The organism is Rudaea sp. (assembly GCF_036560865.1).
Classification (GTDB): domain Bacteria; phylum Pseudomonadota; class Gammaproteobacteria; order Xanthomonadales; family Rhodanobacteraceae; genus Rudaea.
This window is the reverse complement of record NZ_DATBQK010000131.1, coordinates 31,420-49,932: the sequence shown is the minus strand read 5'-3', so window position 1 is coordinate 49,932 and position 18,513 is coordinate 31,420. Positions and strand designations below refer to the sequence as shown.

Here is an 18,513-nt window from a genome sequence, read left to right as displayed (position 1 = left end):
GCGACCATTGACGTTCAGGACTGTAACGTTATAACGTGCTTGTTCTTCGTACGACGATGCACTTGCATGAATGAGACGTGGGTCGATTTGCCGGTCAGCACCGATGCAACGAGAGATGAGACGACAGCAGAAATCTCGTCTATCGCCAGTTTGTCATTGAACGTGCTGCCTTGCATCGCGGCCTTGGGTATGGCCTGCCTGCTGCTCGCCGGTTGCGCGATGGGACCCGACTTCGAGAAGCCGACCGCGCCGGATGTCAGCGACTACACAGCCCACCCGCTCTCGACCACGGTCGCCAGCGCGAACGTCGCCGGTGGCGACGCCCAGCGCTTCGCCAAAGGCGTCGACATCTCCGCTGACTGGTGGACCTTGTTTCATTCCAAACCTCTCAATGATCTGATCGAACAGTCGCTGGCAAAAAATCCCGACCTCAAGTCGGCGCAAGCGGCATTGTCTGCGGCGAGGGAGAATGTCCTTGCGCAACGCGGTGCGTACTATCCCAGTGTCACCGGAAGTTTTTCGGCCAGTCGGCAGAAGCAGCCGGGGTCGCTCGCGCCCGTGCCCAACAACAACGCCTTTCTATACAACCTTTTCACCCCGCAGGTCAGCGTGTCGTATGTGCCCGACGTTTTCGGCCTGAATCGTCGCACCGTCGAGTCGCTGCAGGCGCAGGCAGAGCAAGTTCGTTTCCAGATGATCGCGACGCAGACCACGTTGACCGCCAACGTGGTGCTCACGGCCGTGCAGATCGGCTCGTTGCAGATGCAGATCGACGCGACTCACCAGCTCATCGACATCAATTCGAACATGCTGCAAATCCTGCAATACCAGCTTGCCAAGGGTTCCGTCGGCGGACTTGATGTTGCCGCGCAGGAATCGCAGCTCGCGCAAGTCAAGGCCGCGTTGCCGCCGCTGCTCAAGCAACTGGCCCAGCAGCGCGACCTTCTGGCCGTTCTCGCCGGCGTGTTTCCGAGCCAGGCACCGGCTGAGAAATTCGAACTTTCAAGTCTGCAGTTGCCGCAGGAATTGCCGCTGAGCCTTCCTTCGGAACTCGTGGCGCAGCGTCCGGATGTACTCCAGGCCGAGGCCAACATGCACGCCGCGAGCGCGCAGATCGGCGTCGCCATTGCCAACCGGCTGCCGAATATCGAGCTGACCGCGAATGCCGGCAGCACGGCGCTGGCCATTGGTCAGGTGTTCAAGTCGGGCTTGGGATTTTGGGGTCTGGGTGCGGATTTGACCGCGCCCATTTTCCAGGGCGGAAAACTGCTGCACCAGGAACGCGCCGCGAAGGCAGCTTACGTTCAAGCGGCCGAACAATATCGCAGTACGGTACTGACCGCGTTTCAAAATGTCGCCGACACCTTGGCCGCGCTTGAGCAGGACGCGGAAGGTTTGAAGGCGGCCGCAGCCGCTGCCGATGCCGCCAAGGTGACGTTGGATTTGTCGCAACGCCAATGGCGGGACGGTTACGCCAACTATCTTTCGCTGCTGAGCGCTGAACAAGCCTATCAGCAGGCCAGCATCAATCTGGTGCAAGCCCAGGCCAATCGTTATGCCGATACGGCGGCGTTGTTCCAGGCGCTTGGCGGCGGCTGGTGGCACCGCGCGGATTTAGCCCAGGATAAAAATGAAAAATAATTCGTGTTACGCAAGACCGCCGGTGCAACCTCAGGTCAAATTTCCGCGCGGACTCGCAGCTGCCGTGATGGCGATGGCAATTCTCGCGTCGCTGGCGGGTTGCTCATCGCAAACCGACGACAACTCAAAGGCAGCAGCGGCGACCGCGACCAATGTGACTCTGACCGCGGCGCAGCGCCAGCACATCAACCTTTACACTGCCGCGCCGTCCAAGTTTCACAAGACGATCGACACAACCGGCGTGGTCGATTTCGACAACGATCAGGCCACCAGCGTGCTGGCGCCTTTCTCCGGTCCGGTGTCGCGGCTGCTCGTTTCCCCGGGCGACCACGTCAAGAAAGGGGATCCGCTGGCGATCGTGGATTCACCCGATTTTGCGACAGCCATCAGTGCCTACAGCAAGGCACTTGCAAGCGCAGTGAACACACGCCGGATCGCCAACACCGACAAGGATCTGGTCCAGCACAACGGCGTTTCCCAGCGCGAGGAAGAACAGGCGCAAACCGACGCCGCCAATGCCGAGGCCGATCGCGACGCCGCCCTGCAAGCGCTGGTCTCGCTGCAGGTCAATCCGCAGGCGATCAAGGATATTCAGGTGGGCCGGCCGGTTTCGCATATCCAAAGCATGATTCGATCCCCGATCGCCGGAACCGTGGTGGAAAAACTCATCACTCCCGGACAGCTTCTGCAGGCCGGCAGCACGCCGTGTTTTACCGTTGCCGATCTTTCGCGCGTCTGGGTCATCGCGCAAATTTTTGGTTCCGGTCTTGCGTCGATAAGCCTCGGCGACTCCGCCGATATCGTGACCAGCGTCGATGCAAAAAACTTCAGCGGAAAAGTTACCAACATCTCGGCCTTGGTGGATCCCACCACGCGCTCGGTGGGCGTGCGCGTGGTCGTCGACAATCCGGGAGATTTTCTGAAGAAACAGATGTATGTGCGCGTGCTGATTCATTCTCGCCAGGAAAGCAGCGGCCTGCTCGTCCCGGTTCCGGCGATTCTGCGCGACGACGAGAATCTGCCATTTGTATACGTTGTCCAACCCGACGGCAGCTTCGCACGCCAGCATGTGACTCTGGGCTATCGTTCCGGCGATCAGTACGACATCGTCGACGGGCTCAAGTCCGGCGATCAGGTCGTGGTCGAAGGTGGCATCTTCGTTCAGTTCACGCAAAGCCAATGAGCGAGCAAACACCGCCGAACGGATCGCCGCCGGCAACGCCTTCGATCATCAACCGGATCGTGGCGTCGTCGCTGGCGCAGCGATTTCTTGTCGTCCTGTTGACCTGCGTGTTGGCCGGCGCCGGCTGGTGGTCGCTCAAACACCTGCCGATGGATGCCTATCCCGATCTCTCGCCGCCCATGGTCGAGATCATCACCCAATGGCCCGGGCACGCCGCGGAAGAAGTGGAACGGCTGATCACGGTGCCCGTCGAAAGGGGCATGAGCGGCATCCCGCGTACAACCACGATGCGTTCGATCTCGCTGTACGGACTGTCCGATGTCATCCTCACGTTCGGCGATGGTACGGACAACTACTTCGCGCGCCAGCAGGTTTTCAACCGGCTCGGCGATATCAGCTTGCCGAGTGGCGTGACTCCATCAGTATCTCCACTGACCGCGCCTTCGGGGCTGGTCTATCGTTACGTGCTGCAAAGTCCCGACCGCTCGCCGATGGAGCTCAAGACCTTCGAAGACTGGACCGTCGAGCCACTGTACCGCTCCGTTGCCGGCGTGGCGGACGATTCGGGCTTCGGCGGCGGCACGATGCAGTACCAGGTACTGCTGGATCAGGCCAGGATCGCCGGGGCCGGCTTGTCGGTGCAGCAGGTCGAGGCCGCTCTGGCGGCGAACAACTCCAACGCCGGCGGCGGATTCTATTCGCAGGGCGGTCAGTTCTACTACGTGCGCGGCGCGGGACGCATGGAAACGCTGAGCGACATCGGCAACGTGGTACTGGCGGTTCACGACGGCACTCCGTTGCTGGTCAAGGACGTTGGCCGCGTGGTGATCGGTACCGCGCCGCGCCTCGGTGAGTTCGGCTACGAAAAGCAGGATGACGCCGTGGAGGGCGTCATCAAGGTGCGCAAGGGCGAGAAAACCCAGGACGTGCTCGGTCGCGTTGAGGCCAAGACGAGGGAGCTCAACGATCGCATCCTGCCTTCGGATGTGAAGATTCATCCGTTCTACGACCTGAGCAACCTGATCGAGCAGACGACCCAGGTCGTGGAACGCAACCTGTGGCGCGGCATGCTGCTGGTCGTCGTCGTCCTCGTATTCTTTCTCTACGATCTTCGTGCCGGGCTGATTGTTGCGGTGACGATCCCGCTGGCGCTGCTGTTCGCATTTTTCTGTCTCGACATGCAAAACGCGTCGGCCAACCTGTTGTCCATTGGCGCGGTGGATTTCGGCATCTTGGTCGATGGCGCGATATTCATGGTGGAAAACATCTTCCGCCAGATCGCTGCGCGCGAGGGAACGCCGCTCAACATCATGGAGATCATCCGCTATGCAGCGGCGGAAGTGGATCGTCCGCTGTCCTATGCGGTCGCCGTGATTGTGGCGAGCTTCCTGCCGATCTATGCGCTGTCGGGGCCGTCGGGGACGCTGTTCAAGCCGATGGCGGACACCATGATCTTCGCCCTGGTCGGTTCCCTGATCGTCACGCTGACGTTGCTGCCGGTGCTGTGTTCGTGGTTCATGCGCAACGGCGTGCGCGAGCGGCGCAATGCAGCCTTCGAAGCGATCAAATCAGGTTACGTGAAAGGTCTCGACCTCAGCCTGGCGCACCCATGGTGGACGACCGGCGTCTCGGCCATTCTGCTGGTCGGCTCGATGTTGCTCATCCCCCGAATCGGCGCCGAATTCATGCCGCATCTGGATGAAGGCGCGTTGTGGATGCGCGCCACCATGCCCTACACCATTTCGTTCGACGAGTCGGCAAAGATCGCCCCGCAAGTGCGCGAAATCCTGCGTGCCTTTCCTCAAGTCACCACGGTCACCTCGGAACTGGGCCGGCCCGACGACGGTACGAATCCGACCGGCTTCTTCAACGTCGAGTTCTTCATCGGCCTGAAACCCTACGCGCAGTGGACCGGTCCGTATCGCAGCAAGCCCGAGTTGATCGCGGCCATCAGCCACAAGCTCGAAGCCTTTCCCGGAATCACGTTCAACTACACCCAGCCGGCCGAGGATGCGGTGGACGAGGCGGAAACGGGATTGAAAAGCGCACTGGCGGTCAAGGTGTTCGGCTCCGATCTGCAAACCCTGGAGAAGAAGGGCAAAGCCATCAAACAGGTGCTGGAGCGCGTCCGCGGCATCGCCAACGTGACCCTGGTACAGGAGCTCGGCCAGCCGAGCCTGAGCATCAATATCGACCGTGCAAAAACTGCTCGTTACGGATTGAACGTTGATGACATCAACGGCCTGATCCAGACCGCCATCGGCGGCAACGTCGCCACCCAGGTGGTGCAAGGGGAAAAGGAATTCGACCTCGTGGTCCGTCTGGATCGCCAGTATCGGGACAACCCCGACGAAATCGGCAATATCCTCGTGGCGACACCCGGTGGACAACAGATTCCGCTCAAGGAATTGGCCGACATCCAGGTTACCAATGGCGCAGCGTTCATCTACCGCGAGGACAATTCGCGTTACATCGGTGTCCAGTTCTCGGTGGAGGGGCGCGATCTGGCCGGTGCCGTGGAGGATGCCATTGCGCAGGTCGGCGCAAAGGTTGTCCTGCCGCAAGGCTACCGTATCGACTGGGGCGGGGAATACACCGAATATACGGCTTCGCGCGCGCAACTGAACATCATCCTGCCGCTGACTTTGTTCCTGATTTTCCTGCTGCTGTTCGCGCTCTACAGCAACTTCAAGTTCCCGTTCATCACCGTGCTCGGCGTGCTGCTGTCGGCGCCAGTGGGCGGCGTCGTGGCACTGTGGATCACCGGCACGCCGTTTTCGGTATCTTCGGGCATCGGTTTCCTGGCCCTGTTCGGCGTCTCGGTGCTGACGGCGGTGGTGTATATCTCCTACGTCAACGAACTTCGCCGCGGTGGCACCGAGCTGAGCGAGGCGATTCGCCAAGGCGCGATCCTGCGCCTGCGTCCAATCATGATGACTGCGCTGGTTGCTGCGCTGGGCCTGTTGCCAGCTGCGCTGGCCACCGGTGTCGGCACCGACTCGCAAAGACCGTTTGCGCTGGTCATCGTCTGCGGCATGTTCACGCGGCTTTTGATCAGCATTTTTCTGATGCCGGCGCTGTATGCGCTCGTGGCGCGTGCGGACGATCGATTGGAAGTGTAACGCCGCATCAAGGGCCGCGGGCAACCGCCATTCGCACCCCGCCAGCGCAGGACAAGGACGCACGCGGACAGGTTCGGTCAAGTACGTCGCCGCATGCTCTCGTGCAGCGTCACGCGCGCATGGCAGAATAGGCCATCACGTGGCGGGAGTCGGCGGTGACGAACGACGGTCATAAGGAAATCCGCAACGGCGAACTGCTTGCCGCCGTCGATCTGGGCTCCAACAGTTTTCATCTCGTCGTCGCGCGTTACGAACACGGCGAACTGCGCGTGATCGATCGCCTGCGCGACAGCGTGCGGCTTGCCGCTGGTCTGCGCGCAGATGGCGGCCTCGACGAAGAGCGCCGCGACAAGGCGTTGGCCTGCCTGGCGCGTTTCGGCCAGCGTTTGCACGTGTTGCCGAACGAACGCGTACGCGCGGTGGCGACCAACACGGTGCGCCGGTTACGCGTACCTGCCGATTTTCTCGGACCCGCGGAGGATGCGCTCGGACATCCGATCGAAGTCGTGTCCGGGCGCGAGGAAGCGCGCCTGATCTATCTCGGCGTCGCGCACGGCGTGCCCGATTCGCCCGAGCGCCGCCTGGTCATCGACATCGGCGGCGGCAGCACCGAATTCATCATCGGCCAGCATTTCGAGGCGCTGGAAAAGGAAAGTTTGCAGATGGGTTGCGTCGCCAGCACTCTGCGCTTCTTCGAGGACGGCAAGTTGAGCGCCAAACGCTGGCAGCGTGCGCAGACCGAAATCGCGGTCGAGTTGCAGCAGTTCGCCGCCGACTACCGCACCAAGGGCTGGAGCGAAACGATCGGCTCGTCGGGTACGGCCAAGGCGATCGGCAACGTCGCCCAGGCGGCCGGCTGGTGCGAAACCGGCATCTCGCGCACGTCGCTCGAACACATACGCGATGCGATCATCGATTGCGGCAGCATCGACAAGCTGCGCCTGCCCGGTCTGGCCGAAGACCGCATGGGTGTGTTCGCCGGCGGCGTGGCCATCCTCGAAGCGAGTTTCGTCGCGCTCGACATACGCCAGATGCGCGTGTGCGAAACCGCGATGCGCGAAGGCCTGCTCTACGACATGGTCGGCCGCGCCGAACATCGCGATCCGCGCACGGCGACCATCGATGCGCTCGCGCAGCGCTACGGCGTCGACCGCGTGCACGCGGCGCGCGTCGAAGCGACTGCGCTGACCCTGTTCGATTCGATCGCTGCCGATTGGCAGCTAGGCGCCGACGAACGTGACTGGCTGGCATGGGCGGCGCGCATCCACGAGATCGGTCTGGCAATCGCGCACAGCCAACACCATATCCACAGCGCCTACATCGTGGAGAATTCCGACCTCGCCGGCTTCGCGCGTCACGAACAACTGACCCTGGCGGTGGTCCTGCGCTGCCATCGGCGCAAACCGGATATCGGCATCATCAATATCGTCGCCGAGCGCCTGCGCCGCTCCACCGCGCGCGTGACCGCACTGCTGCGCATAGCGGTGCTGCTGCAACGCGCACGCGGTGTCGAGGCCTTGCCGTCGTTCGAGCTGAGAATCGAGGACAAGGCGCTGCAACTGCGTCTGCCGCAGACCTGGCTCGAAGAGCATCCGCTCACGCGTACCGATCTGGATCAGGAACGCGACTATCTCAAGCACATCGACATCAAGCTGCAGGTGAAGGCCAGCGAGAAGCTCGCGGCGTAGTGCGCGGGCGCCGATCCCGGTATCATTTCACCTCACGATTTTGCATAGCGGAGAAATTCATGCTCAAGCACGCGCTGCTGTCCCTTGCCTTGTTCCTCGTCGCACCGCTCGCGCTCGCGCAGCAACCGGCCAAGCCTGCCGCCAAACCGGCCGCCGCACCGGCGCCCGCCGCCAGCGCGCCCGCAACCGCGGCGGCCGCAACGAAAGTGATCGTGCATACGAGTCAGGGCGATATCGAGATCGAGCTGTATCCCGACAAGGCGCCCAAATCCGTCGACAACTTCCTGCAGTACGTGAAGGACGGCTTCTACAGCGGCACCGTGTTCCATCGCGTGATCGCCGGTTTCATGGTCCAGGGCGGCGGTTTCACCAAGGACCTGCAGCTCAAGCGCACGCGCGCGCCGATCCGCAACGAAGCCAACAACGGCTTGTCCAATCTCAAATACACCGTCGCGATGGCACGCACCGGCGACCCGCATTCGGCCACTGCGCAGTTCTTCATCAACCTCGTCGACAACAAGCGCCTCGACTACACGGCTGATACCAACGGCCTGACCTGGGGCTACGCGGTGTTCGGCAAGGTGATCAAGGGCCAGGATGTGGTCGACAAGATCGCCGCGACACCGACCGGCGCCTCCGGCCCGCTGCCCTCCGACGTGCCGACGACGCCGATCGTGATCGACAAAGTCGAAATCGAGCAGTAACTCCGCCGACGGCACTCCGCACGCAACCGGCGGAGTGCCGCTCAAGCCACGCGGCCGTCGCCCAGCGCATGTCGATACTGTTCATCTCCGACCTGCACCTGGACGAGGCGCGCCCGCACATTGTGGACTTGTACACAAAGTTGCTGGGCGGCGGCGCGCGTGAAGCGGACGCGCTGTATATCCTCGGCGATCTGTTCGAAAGCTGGGTCGGCGACGACGACGATTCCGCGCTGACCGCACGCGTTGCGCAGGCCACGCGTGCGCTGCGCGACAGCGGCGTGCCGGTGTATTTCATGCATGGCAATCGCGACTTCCTGCTCGGCGAGGACTATGCCGTGCGCGCCGGCATGACCCTGTTGCCCGATCCGACTCTGATTAAAATCGCCGGCGAGCGCGTGCTGTTGATGCATGGCGATACGTTGTGCACGGACGATATCGAGTACCAGAAATTCCGCACGCTCGTGCGCGATCCGGATTGGCAACGGCAATTCCTCGCCAAACCGCTGGCCGAGCGGCGCGCGTTTGCCACGCACGCGCGCGGCGAGAGCCGCAAGCACACTGCGATGGCCAAGCCCGAGATCATGGACGTGAATCCTGCCGCGGTCGCTGCGGCGATGCGCGCGCATGGCGTGCGCCGCATGATCCACGGCCACACCCACCGACCCGCCACGCACCGCTTCGATCTGGACGGCCACAGCGTTGAACGCATCGTCCTCGGCGACTGGTACGAACAGGACAGCGTGCTGCGGCTCACCTAGTGGGACGCCGGAGCGCGTTGATCGGAGCTCGGGAGCAAACTCGACACCATCGGCGATGGTGTTCAACGATCGGCGTGCAGCACAAATTTCGCGACGACCCGATATTCCGCACGCGCACCCAGCAGGCTATCGATCAAGACGAATTCATCGACCGACCACTGAATCGCTGGTATTGGCGTCGTCACCAGCGACGCGATGCCATCGCGCAACACGGTCACGTGCGGAATCAGGTGGCTGCTCAACATACGTATCCCGGCGCGGCACAAGGCGTCATGCAATTCGCTCGACAATCGATCCAAGCCATCCGCAGGTCGTGAGCAACCCAACCACCACGGAATCGCGCGGTTCGCAAAACTGCCGGCCTGATCGAGGTTCAGCACGAATGTGTCGGAGCGGACCTTGCTCGCGGCCACACTCGCCTGCTCGATCAGACTTGGCGGAAGCGGCGCGTACTCGCCGAGAAACTTCAGGGTGAGATGGTAGCGATGCGGCTTGATCCAGCGCCCTTGCGGCTGATGCCGCTGCTTCAGTTCCGCAGCGGTCGCGGCAATCCGCTGACGTGTTGCGTCATCCGGCCAGAGGGCGAAGAACAAGTTGTGCAGCTCTGCCGCTTGTACGTCGTGCTCTGCGCCAAGCAGCGTCGGTTGCTGCACAACGTTTTCGCGTCTCGATCTCATGCGCGCAAGCGTACGCCGTCGAAAAGATCCTCGCAGGAAATCGAATGACTCCTGCGAGCTGTGTCCTTACCAGATATGCACGCGCTCTTCCGGCGCCACATAGAGCTTCTCGCCTGGCTTCACACCGAACAGGGCATACCACGCATCGATATTGCGCACGACGCCGTTGACGCGAAATTGCCGCGGCGAATGCGGATCGCTGACGACCTGGCGGCGCACCGCGTCGTCGCGCACCTTGCCGCGCCAGGCCTGCGCCCAACCAAGGAATACGCGCTGATCGCCGCTGAGTCCGTCGAGCACCGGTGCGGGCTTGCCGTGCAGCGACGCGCGATAGGCGTCGAGTGCGAGCGTCAAGCCGCCCGCATCGGCAATGTTCTCGCCCATGGTCAGCTCGCCATTGATATGTACGCCGGGCAACGGCTCGAAGCCCGAATATTGCGCGCCGAGTTTTTTCGCGCGCGCCTCGAACGCCTTGGCATCGTCGGCCGTCCACCAGTCGCGCAGTGCGCCGTCGGCATCGATCTTGCGGCCCTCGTCGTCGAAACCATGGGTCAGTTCGTGGCCGATCACGCCGCCGGCCGCGCCGTAATTCATCGCCGGATCGGCGTTCGCATCGAAGATCGGCGGCTGCAGAATCGCGGCTGGGAACACGATGTCCCGCAGGGATCCGTTGTAGGCGTCGTTGGTTTGCGGCGTCATCGACCAGTCGAGACGATCGACTGGACCGTTGAGGCGTGCGACGAAGAAATTCCAGTCGGCCTGCGCCGCGCGCGTCACATTGCCGACCAGATCGTCGTCGCGCACGGCGAGCCTGGAGTAATCGCGCGGATGATCCGGGTAGCCGACCTTGATCGTGTAGGTGTCGAGTTTCTTCAAGGCCTGCTTCTTTGTCGCCGCGCTCATCCAGTCGAGTTTTTCGATGCGTGCGTGGTAGGCCGCTTTCAGATTCACGACCAGCACTTCGATCTTCGCCTTGGCCGCGGGCGGAAAATATTTCGCGGTATACAACTGCCCGACCGCCCAGCCGAGATTGCCGAAGGTGTCGATGCGCTCACCGACGCCGTAGTCGCCACCGGATACCGCATGCACGCCGCGCTTCCAGCGCGCGCTCTGCGCCTGCTGACCGAGCAGGGTCTTGTTGTGCAGATTGAAATAGGCTTCGGCAAACGGCGCCGACAGGTAGTAGGCCGCGTTGTCGGCGATATGCATCGCCTGCCAGGCTTTGAGCGTGTCGATCGGCGTCTGCGCGTAGATCTTAGCGAGCTTGGGGAACGCGCTTTTCTCGCCGACCACGATGCGTTTTAGATCACCGAGCTGCGCTTGCTTGAGAAATCCTTGCCAGGCGAATCCGGGCGCGAATACCGACAGCTCGGCGATCGTCATCGGGTTGTAGAGGGCGACTGGATCGCGCTGCTCGGCCTTGCTCCAGCTCGCTTGCGCGATCTGCGTTTCGAACGCGACGAGGTCTTTCGCCGCTGCATCGGCATCGTGCCAGCCGATCAGGCCGAGCAGCTTCGCTGCATAGGCCTGATACGCGGTTTTCTGGCTGGCGAAATCTGCTTTCAGATAATAGTCGCGATCCGGCAGACCCAAACCACTCTGGTTGACATACATCGCGTAATGCTTCGGATCCTTCAGATCGACATCGCTGCCAAGACTGAACAGCGAAGCTTCGAAATCAGTATTCGTGCGCCCCATCAGCGCGGCGAGATCGTCGCGGCTCTTTGCCTCGCGCACGACGTCAAGCTGGCGCGCAATCGCCTTGCCGCCGGCGGCTTCGATGCGCGCCTCGTCCATGAAGGACTTGTAGAACGCACCGACCTTGCCATCGAGCGTGTTCGGCTCGTGCCCAGTTTGTGCCGCCGCAGCTTCCATCAAATCGTGCAGGCGCTGCTCGACCTGATCGCTCATCGCCAGACGCAGCGAGATGCCCGCCTTGTCCGCGGGAATTTCGGTCTTGTCGATCCATGCGCCGTTCGCGTAACGGAAGAAATCGTTGCCCGGCGCCGCCGCCTTGTCGACGCCGGTCAGATCGAAGCCCCAGGCGCCGTATTGCGGTTTGCTCCCGGCCGAATCTTGCGCGAACGCGGCGCAGACCGTAAGCGTGCTGGCGCAGAGCGCCGCCATCAGGCGTTTTTTCATCGCATTCCCCAAGCTTGAGTTTGCGCCATGTTCACACGCGGTGGCCGCGTCCACCATATGCCGGAAGACACCGACCCCGCCTCCGAAACGGCAATCGGCAGGGCCTGCAGGCTACAATTGGCGATGCGGCCATGGGCTGCCAGTTCACATCATCCATGCACAGGAATCGTTATGGGCAGAGGCCCCAGCATCGAAGGCCGCAAGAACGCCGAGGACGCGAAACGCGGCAAGATCTTCACCAAACTGATTCGCGAGATCACCATCGCCGCGCGCAACGGCGCGGAACCCGCGACCAACGCGCGTCTGCGCGCTGGGATCGACAAGGCCTTGTCGTCGAACATGACCAAGGACACGATCGAGCGCGCGGTCCGGCGTGGGTCCGGCGCCGAGGGCACCGACAATATGCAGGAATTGCGCTACGAGGGTTATGGCCCCGCCGGCGTCGCGCTGATCATCGACTGCATGACCGACAACGCGCAGCGCACCGTCGCCGATGTGCGTCACGCGCTGGCCAAGCACGGCGGCAATCTCGGCACCACCGGCTCGGTTGCGTTCCAGTTCAAGCATATCGGCGAATTGGTATTCGCCACGCCGGGTGCGCTGGACGAACTGCGAGTGCTCGAACTCGCACTCGATGCCGGCGCCGACGACGTGCAAACCCGGGACGGCCAAACCACCGTGTTGTGCAGCGTGGCGAATTTCGAAGCGGTGAAGAAAGCGCTTGCCGCCGCCAAGTTGCAGCCGCTACGCGCCGACGTGGTATGGCGCCCGGAAAACCGCGTGCCGGTCAGCGGCGAGACCGAGGAAACCCTGCGCGACCTGCTCGATCGACTCGAGGATCTCGACGACGTGCAGGAGGTTTATCACAACGCGGCGCTCGCGCAAGAGTAACGCGTTGCGCCACGTGGTCCTCGCGCAACTCTGGCCTGCACAAACCGATACGCAAGCGCTCAGCCTTTGCTGTTCGCGTAAAGCTTCACCACCTCGTACAGAAACCTGCGCCCATTCATCAGCGACTTCACGCGGATGCGCTCGTTAAGTCCGTGCGCGTGGCTGCCTTCGGCATCGTGGAACATGCCTGAGAGACCATAGGTCGGTACGCCGCTTGCGTTGAGGAAGCGACCGTCGGTCGCGCCGGTCGACATCGTCGGCACGATCGCAACACCGGGCCAGATCGTGTCGGCGACTTTGCGCACTGGTTCCATGATCTGTTCCGACAGCGGCGGCAGCGGCGATTGCCGGCCGGGCTCGCCCGTCGGCGCGACGCTGATCTTGTCGTCGGCCAGCACGTTGACGATCTGCTGCTGTATCTCCGTCATGGGCACGCCAGGCAGGATGCGGCAATTCACATTGGCGCGCACATGCTGAGGCAGCGCGTTGGTCGCGTGACCACCGCTGATCTCGGTGACGACGCAGGTCGTGCGCAGTGAGCCGTTCCAGCCCGGGTTGATCGCCCAGAGACGCTCGGCGGCCGCTTCATCCGGCGGACTTTTCAGCACGGCGCGCATGTCCGCGGCGACTTCGGGTGATGAGAGTTTCGCCTGCGCTTCGAAGTAGCCGCGCGTCGCCTGATTCAAGGCAATCGGAAAATTGTAGGCGTTGAGTCTGACCAGTCCCGCACTCAGGCGCGCGATCGGATTGTTTTTGGTCGGCCGCGAACTGTGCCCGCCGACGTCGGACGCGTCGAGGGCAAAGTCCTGGTATACCTTTTCGCCTGCCTGAATCTGCAGTGCGACCGGCTTTTCGTTCTTGTCGAGTTCGCCGCCGGCACCCTCGTTGAGCGCAAACGCGGCGTTGAGCACTTCGGGTTTGGTCGCGGTCAGCCACTTCACGCTGTTGAACACGTCCGGCGTTTCCTCGCCGCAGGTGAGCGCGAGTTTGATATCGCGTCGTGGCACGAAGCCTTGCTTGCGGTAGCGGATCAGATTGTCGGTGAATACCGCGGCCATCGCCTTGTCGTCGCTGGCTCCGCGTGCATAGAACCAGCCTTTTTCCTCGACCAGCTTGAACGGATCGCGTTCCCAGTCCTCGCGTTTGGCCTCGACCACGTCGATATGCGCAAGCAGCAGGATGGGCTTGGCGAGACGATCGCGACCGTGCAGCACAGCGATCAGCGCGCCGTCCTGCGGGCGATCCGGCGGCGCGAGTATCTGCGTGTCTGCAGCGGGAATCCCCGCCGCGAGCAGGCGCGCGCGCATCGCTTCGGCCGCCTGTGTGCAACTGCCGACCGAGCGCGTGGTGTTGATCTCGACCAGTTGCTTGTACAGATCGCGGAACGCCGCTTCGTCAGGCGCTGGTGTCTGCGCGGCAGCGCTCGTTGCGAAAAACGCGGCGACCGCCGCTGACAGAATGGCCAATCGTGCGCGTGCGCTCATGCAAAATCCCAAGGCTGGACAGAATCGCAAGCGTGCAGTGACGCGGCGCGAAGATCAAGTGCAGCCCGCCACGGATTGGCACAACGATACGCTAAACCAATCGCGTACCGATCAGAATTTTCGAGGTCAGCGTGCGATGCACCGGACACTTGTCGGCGATCTCGAGCAGCCGCGCCCGCTGTTCGGCGTTCAACGTGCCAACCAGCTCGATTTCACGGTCGATATGATCGAGCATGACGGGTTTTCCCGCGCAGTCGGCGCAATCCGCGATATAACGCTTGGCGTGCTTCAGGCGCACGATCACACGATCGAGCGGCAGCTGCTTCTTCGTCGCGTACAGGCGCAGCGTCATCGAGGTGCAGGCACCGAGCGACATCAGCAGCAATTCGTACGGGCCGGGGCCTGTGTCGTCGCCGCCAACCGCAACCGGCTCGTCGGCCGACAGCCGATGGCGGCCATCGAGCACGATCTGATTGAACTTGCCCGCGCCCGTTTCCGCGACGACTATCGTGCCGGGGACCACTTGCGGATCTTCGAATCGAGCGGAATCGCTCATCGCTTTTCCTTTTTGATTGCGGCAAGGATCAGGCGACGACCAGGTCCTGGTATTGCTGATGCCTGCGGATATACGCGGCGATGAACGGGCATTGCGGAATCACCTTTTCGCCATTCGCGCGCGCGTCGTCGAGCACGTGCGTGGCGAGTATCGAGCCGATACCGCGACCGGCCAGTGCCTCGGGCACGACCGTGTGGATGAAGGTGATCACGCCCGGCTCGCGCGCATAGGCGACGAATGCGGTCGCGCCGTCAACGGTGAGCTCATAGCGATTGTGTACGCGGTTGTCCACTACTCCGTCTGTCATGCCCGATTTCCTCTGAGAGTTGCATGCATCATACGCCGTGCGCGCGACTGCCCGTGACGACGTCGAATGAGGTAATGCTACAAGCCAAGCATTGCAGGCACGCGTTCGAGCCACGCGGCCACGCGCATGGCCCATTCGGCCTGGCCTTGCGCATCGGCGATCAAGTCCTGGCGGATTTCGAGTTCCAGATGCGGCAGGCCGCGTGCTTCGCCATGTACCGGAATCGCGTAGTCGGTGACATCGCTCACCGCATACGGCTCGTTGTCGCCGACGATCCATTGGCCTTCGGCGCGGATCATCGCCAGCAGCGCGTGCGCGACGCGCGCGTCGCGGTTGTAGAGCATGCCAAGATGCCACGGCCGCGCGGTGTCCATGAATTCGGGCGTGAAGCTGTGCACCGACACGAGGATCGTCAGCAACCCTGCTGTGAGGCGCCGATCCAGTTCGGCGGCGATACGCGCATGGTAAGGCGCGAAAATCTCGCGCACGCGCGCGGCCGCTGCGGCCGGCGCAAGATCGCGGTTGCCGAGCACGTCGGTGCGCTCGCTGCGCGTGACGATCGAACCCGCTGCATCAAGCGGGCGATTGCAGTCGATCACCAGGCGCGAGTACGTCTGCGCGATCAGGCACGCGTCGAGCAGGTGCGACAGCTGCGCTGCGACGCCAAGCGCACCGATATCCCAGGCGATATGCCGCTGCAATTCGCTGGCCGCCACGCCCAGATCGCCCAGCGCGCGCGGAATGCGCTGCCCGGCGTGATCGCAAATCAGCAGGAACGGCGATGCAGCCTCGGCGCGCGTGACGGAAAATGCGGGCGGCTCGTCCGGCGCCAGCAGCGTCAGTTTCACCGTGTCATTCGCCATCGGCGCTGATTCTTTCGATAGTGGCTGTGCACTTTACCGTTCGTCCTTCCATCGCCCTCGCCTGCGCCGAAATGGTAGCCGACGTTTCCCGTTCGAGTATCAATCGCGCGGCGGGACAACGGCGGCGCGCCGCGACCAATCAAAATCGAGAATCACGCGCTCGCTCGTACCCGCATCGGTCGCCTCCAGACGCGCAATACGACCGCTGCCGTCGCAGAGCCATGCGCGCAGATCGCCGTTGGCGCTCGCGCCCGGCAACTTGCCGCTTGCGCGGAACCGGTATACGTGCGCCGCGCACTGGCTGGTCTTCGATGCGCCTTCGATGCGCGCATCATGTATCGAGGCAATCGCCTGGCGCATCGCCGCGCCGTCGAAACTCGTCACCGGCAACAGCGAACGATCGGCCGCGGTCCAGATGCCGAAGGTCCTGATCCATGCCCTATTCGGCAACGCGATGAATTCCATCTCGTCGGTGCGCGCATGGATACGGTCGGGAAATACGACATCGACATCGCCGGACATCGCGGGCAACTCAGGCCCGAACACATGGCCCTGCGCATAGGCACGAAAGCCACCCGCGGCCAGCACCTGCGTGAACGCACTCTGCACATCCGCGCGCGGGTCCGCATGCGCGGGCGTGGCGGCGAGTGTACAAAGCAACAATAGGAAAAGAAGTTTCAAGGCAACGTCCAGCGATGGCGAGGAGCGCAGTATGCGTCGCGCTCGATGAACGTTCGCTGTGGCAGCTTGCCATTCCCGCGCGCGCGGGAATGGCGGGAAACGATGTGCCTACTATTTGCGCTCGACAGCGGTCGCATCGCGGGTCGCGCGGAACTCCGAATCCTTCGACCACTCCGGCCACTGCCTGGAGTTGGCCAGATCGCTGCCGAGCTTGTACAGCACGCCCAGATCGTGCGCCATGCCGGCGAAGGTCCAATTCGCCTGCCATTCATCCGCCGGCTGGTGGTAGTGATTGGCCGTGTACTCTTTCTGCGCCGCGTCGCCCGCGGCGATGCCGCCGTTGACGAGATCGTTGCCCGACTCGAACGACAGCGCCGGCACGCCGCGCTTGGCGAATGAGAAGTGATCCGAGCGGAAAAAGTGTCCGGCTTCCGGCAGCGGATCGGCGGCAAAGGCCAGACCGGCGGCTTTCGCATCGGCGATCAGGTCGTCGAGCAACTGCGATTGCGCGCTGCCGGACTGCGAGAAATTGCGCGCCGGCCCAATCGGATCGAGCGCATCCATATTGATGTCGGCGACCGTCTTGCCGATCGGATACAACGGATTCGCAGCATAGTATTCCGAACCGAGCAGGCCTTTTTCCTCGGCGGTGACGTTGAGGAAGATCACCGAGCGCAGCGGTTTCGGCGCATGCGCGAACGCGCGGCCCAGCTCGATCAGGGCCGCGGTGCCGGTCGCGTTGTCGACTGCGCCATTGTATATTTTGTCGCCTTTTGCATCCGGCTCGCCGACGCCGAGATGATCCCAGTGCGCGCTGTAGATCACTGTCTCGTCGGGATACTTGCTGCCGACGACGCGGCCGACGATGTTCTGCGAAGTGATCACCTGCTGGTCGACCGCGTAGTCGGCGGAAAACGTCGCACCCTTGAGCTCGACCGGCTTGAATTCACGGGTCTGCGCCTGCTTTTTCAGCGCCTCGAAATCCAGCCCCGCGCTCTTGAGCAGAGAGACGGCGAGATCGCGCTGAATCCAGGCCTCGATCTTCGGATGCGTGGCGGACGGATTGTCGCGCACGATATCGAACATCGTGTTGGTGTTGGAATTCTTCACCGTCGCCCAGCCGTAAGAGGCTGGCGCGGTTTCGTGCACGATCAGCACGCCAGCGGCGCCGCGGCGCGCAGCCTCTTCGTACTTGTAGGTCCAGCGGCCGTAGTAGGTCATTGCCTTGCCGCCGAAGTCGCCGACACCGGTCTCGAAATCCGGATCGTTGATCAGCACGATCGCCATCTTGCCGTGCAGATCGATGCCCTTGAAGTCGTCCCAATTGCGCTCGGGCGCCTTGACGCCATAGCCGACGAAGACCAGCGGCGCGTTGGCGATGGCGACGGATTTGGAGCCATCCAGCGCGGCGCGCACCGAGATCTCGTTGCCCTGGGTCAGGCTCTGCGACTTGCCGCCCACATTGAGCGACAACTTCGGCGTGCCGACGATTTCCGCGCGCGCCAGCGGCACCGCCTGGGTCCACGCGCGCTTGCCGCTCTTGAGATCGCCGCCCGGCTGCAAACCGGCAGCCTTCATCTGCTCGATCACATACGCGACCGTTTTGGTTTCGCCCGCTGTCGCCGGACCGCGGCCCTCGAACGCGTCCGACGACAGGGTCTTGTCCTCATCGGACAGCCGCTTCGCAGAGAACGTCGGCGCGGGCGCCGAAAACGCGATGGAGGAAATGGACAGGACGATCGCAGTCGCAAGCAAACGTTTCAAGGGGCGCTCCCGTTGGGAAAATCGAACCGCGATCATAGTGAGGTGACGCGGA

At 62.8% G+C, this 18,513-nt stretch carries 15 protein-coding genes; 7 read left to right on the top strand and 8 right to left on the bottom strand.

Annotated features, from left to right (window positions below; translation table 11 throughout):
* Positions 1-66: 66 nt before the first annotated feature.
* From VIE67_RS12875 to VIE67_RS12850, 6 genes are all read left to right on the top strand, one after another.
* Positions 67-1,641 carry an efflux transporter outer membrane subunit gene (locus VIE67_RS12875; protein ID WP_332026844.1) on the top strand — a complete coding sequence of 525 codons (1,575 nt, stop codon included), beginning with the start codon at positions 67-69 and terminating at the stop codon, positions 1,639-1,641.
* A complete protein-coding gene (locus VIE67_RS12870; protein WP_332026843.1) occupies positions 1,631-2,824 on the top strand; it encodes an efflux RND transporter periplasmic adaptor subunit in 1,194 nt (397 codons plus the stop codon). The genes VIE67_RS12875 and VIE67_RS12870 overlap by 11 nt, the downstream gene beginning before the upstream one ends.
* Complete coding sequence (locus VIE67_RS12865) at positions 2,821-5,946, top strand: efflux RND transporter permease subunit (protein ID WP_332026842.1); 3,126 nt, start codon at positions 2,821-2,823, stop codon at positions 5,944-5,946. Before VIE67_RS12870 ends, VIE67_RS12865 begins: the two co-directional genes overlap by 4 nt.
* Positions 5,947-6,101: 155 nt before the next feature.
* Positions 6,102-7,634, top strand: coding sequence for an exopolyphosphatase (gene ppx / locus VIE67_RS12860; RefSeq protein ID WP_332026841.1), 1,533 nt, complete (start codon positions 6,102-6,104; stop codon positions 7,632-7,634).
* Positions 7,635-7,693: 59 nt separating this feature from the next.
* Positions 7,694-8,338, top strand: a complete 645-nt coding sequence (locus VIE67_RS12855) for a peptidylprolyl isomerase (protein WP_332026840.1) — start codon at positions 7,694-7,696, stop codon at positions 8,336-8,338.
* Positions 8,339-8,406: 68 nt separating this feature from the next.
* Complete coding sequence (locus tag VIE67_RS12850) at positions 8,407-9,096, top strand: UDP-2,3-diacylglucosamine diphosphatase (RefSeq protein ID WP_332026839.1); 690 nt, start codon at positions 8,407-8,409, stop codon at positions 9,094-9,096.
* A gap of 62 nt (positions 9,097-9,158) precedes the next feature.
* On the opposite strand, the gene thpR is transcribed toward VIE67_RS12850, so the two are convergent.
* The gene (gene thpR / locus VIE67_RS12845) at positions 9,159-9,773 is read right to left on the bottom strand and encodes an RNA 2',3'-cyclic phosphodiesterase (RefSeq protein ID WP_332026838.1); all 615 of its coding nucleotides are present in this window, start codon (positions 9,771-9,773) and stop codon (positions 9,159-9,161) included.
* A gap of 66 nt (positions 9,774-9,839) precedes the next feature.
* Positions 9,840-11,915, bottom strand: a complete 2,076-nt coding sequence (locus VIE67_RS12840; RefSeq protein WP_332026837.1) for a M13 family metallopeptidase — start codon at positions 11,913-11,915, stop codon at positions 9,840-9,842.
* A 171-nt stretch (positions 11,916-12,086) separates the two neighbouring features.
* On the opposite strand from VIE67_RS12840, the gene VIE67_RS12835 reads away from it, so the two are divergent.
* Complete coding sequence (locus tag VIE67_RS12835) at positions 12,087-12,806, top strand: YebC/PmpR family DNA-binding transcriptional regulator (protein ID WP_332026836.1); 720 nt, start codon at positions 12,087-12,089, stop codon at positions 12,804-12,806.
* 59 nt (positions 12,807-12,865) lie between these two features.
* Here VIE67_RS12835 and VIE67_RS12830 read toward each other — a convergent pair whose 3' ends face one another.
* The 6 genes from VIE67_RS12830 to VIE67_RS12805 form a co-directional block, all read right to left on the bottom strand.
* The gene (locus VIE67_RS12830) at positions 12,866-14,290 is read right to left on the bottom strand and encodes a M20/M25/M40 family metallo-hydrolase (RefSeq protein ID WP_332026835.1); all 1,425 of its coding nucleotides are present in this window, start codon (positions 14,288-14,290) and stop codon (positions 12,866-12,868) included.
* A 91-nt stretch (positions 14,291-14,381) separates the two neighbouring features.
* The gene (locus VIE67_RS12825) at positions 14,382-14,846 is read right to left on the bottom strand and encodes an OsmC family protein (protein ID WP_332026834.1); all 465 of its coding nucleotides are present in this window, start codon (positions 14,844-14,846) and stop codon (positions 14,382-14,384) included.
* A 28-nt stretch (positions 14,847-14,874) separates the two neighbouring features.
* Positions 14,875-15,153, bottom strand: coding sequence for a GNAT family N-acetyltransferase (locus tag VIE67_RS12820; RefSeq protein WP_332026832.1), 279 nt, complete (start codon positions 15,151-15,153; stop codon positions 14,875-14,877).
* Positions 15,154-15,230: 77 nt separating this feature from the next.
* The gene (locus VIE67_RS12815; RefSeq protein ID WP_332026830.1) at positions 15,231-16,016 is read right to left on the bottom strand and encodes an N-formylglutamate amidohydrolase; all 786 of its coding nucleotides are present in this window, start codon (positions 16,014-16,016) and stop codon (positions 15,231-15,233) included.
* A 99-nt stretch (positions 16,017-16,115) separates the two neighbouring features.
* Positions 16,116-16,697 carry a hypothetical protein gene (locus tag VIE67_RS12810; protein WP_332026828.1) on the bottom strand — a complete coding sequence of 194 codons (582 nt, stop codon included), beginning with the start codon at positions 16,695-16,697 and terminating at the stop codon, positions 16,116-16,118.
* A 111-nt stretch (positions 16,698-16,808) separates the two neighbouring features.
* Positions 16,809-18,461: a M28 family metallopeptidase gene (locus tag VIE67_RS12805; RefSeq protein WP_332026826.1), complete on the bottom strand. Its 1,653-nt coding sequence runs from the start codon at positions 18,459-18,461 to the stop codon at positions 16,809-16,811.
* Between the last annotated feature and the right edge of the window lie 52 nt (positions 18,462-18,513).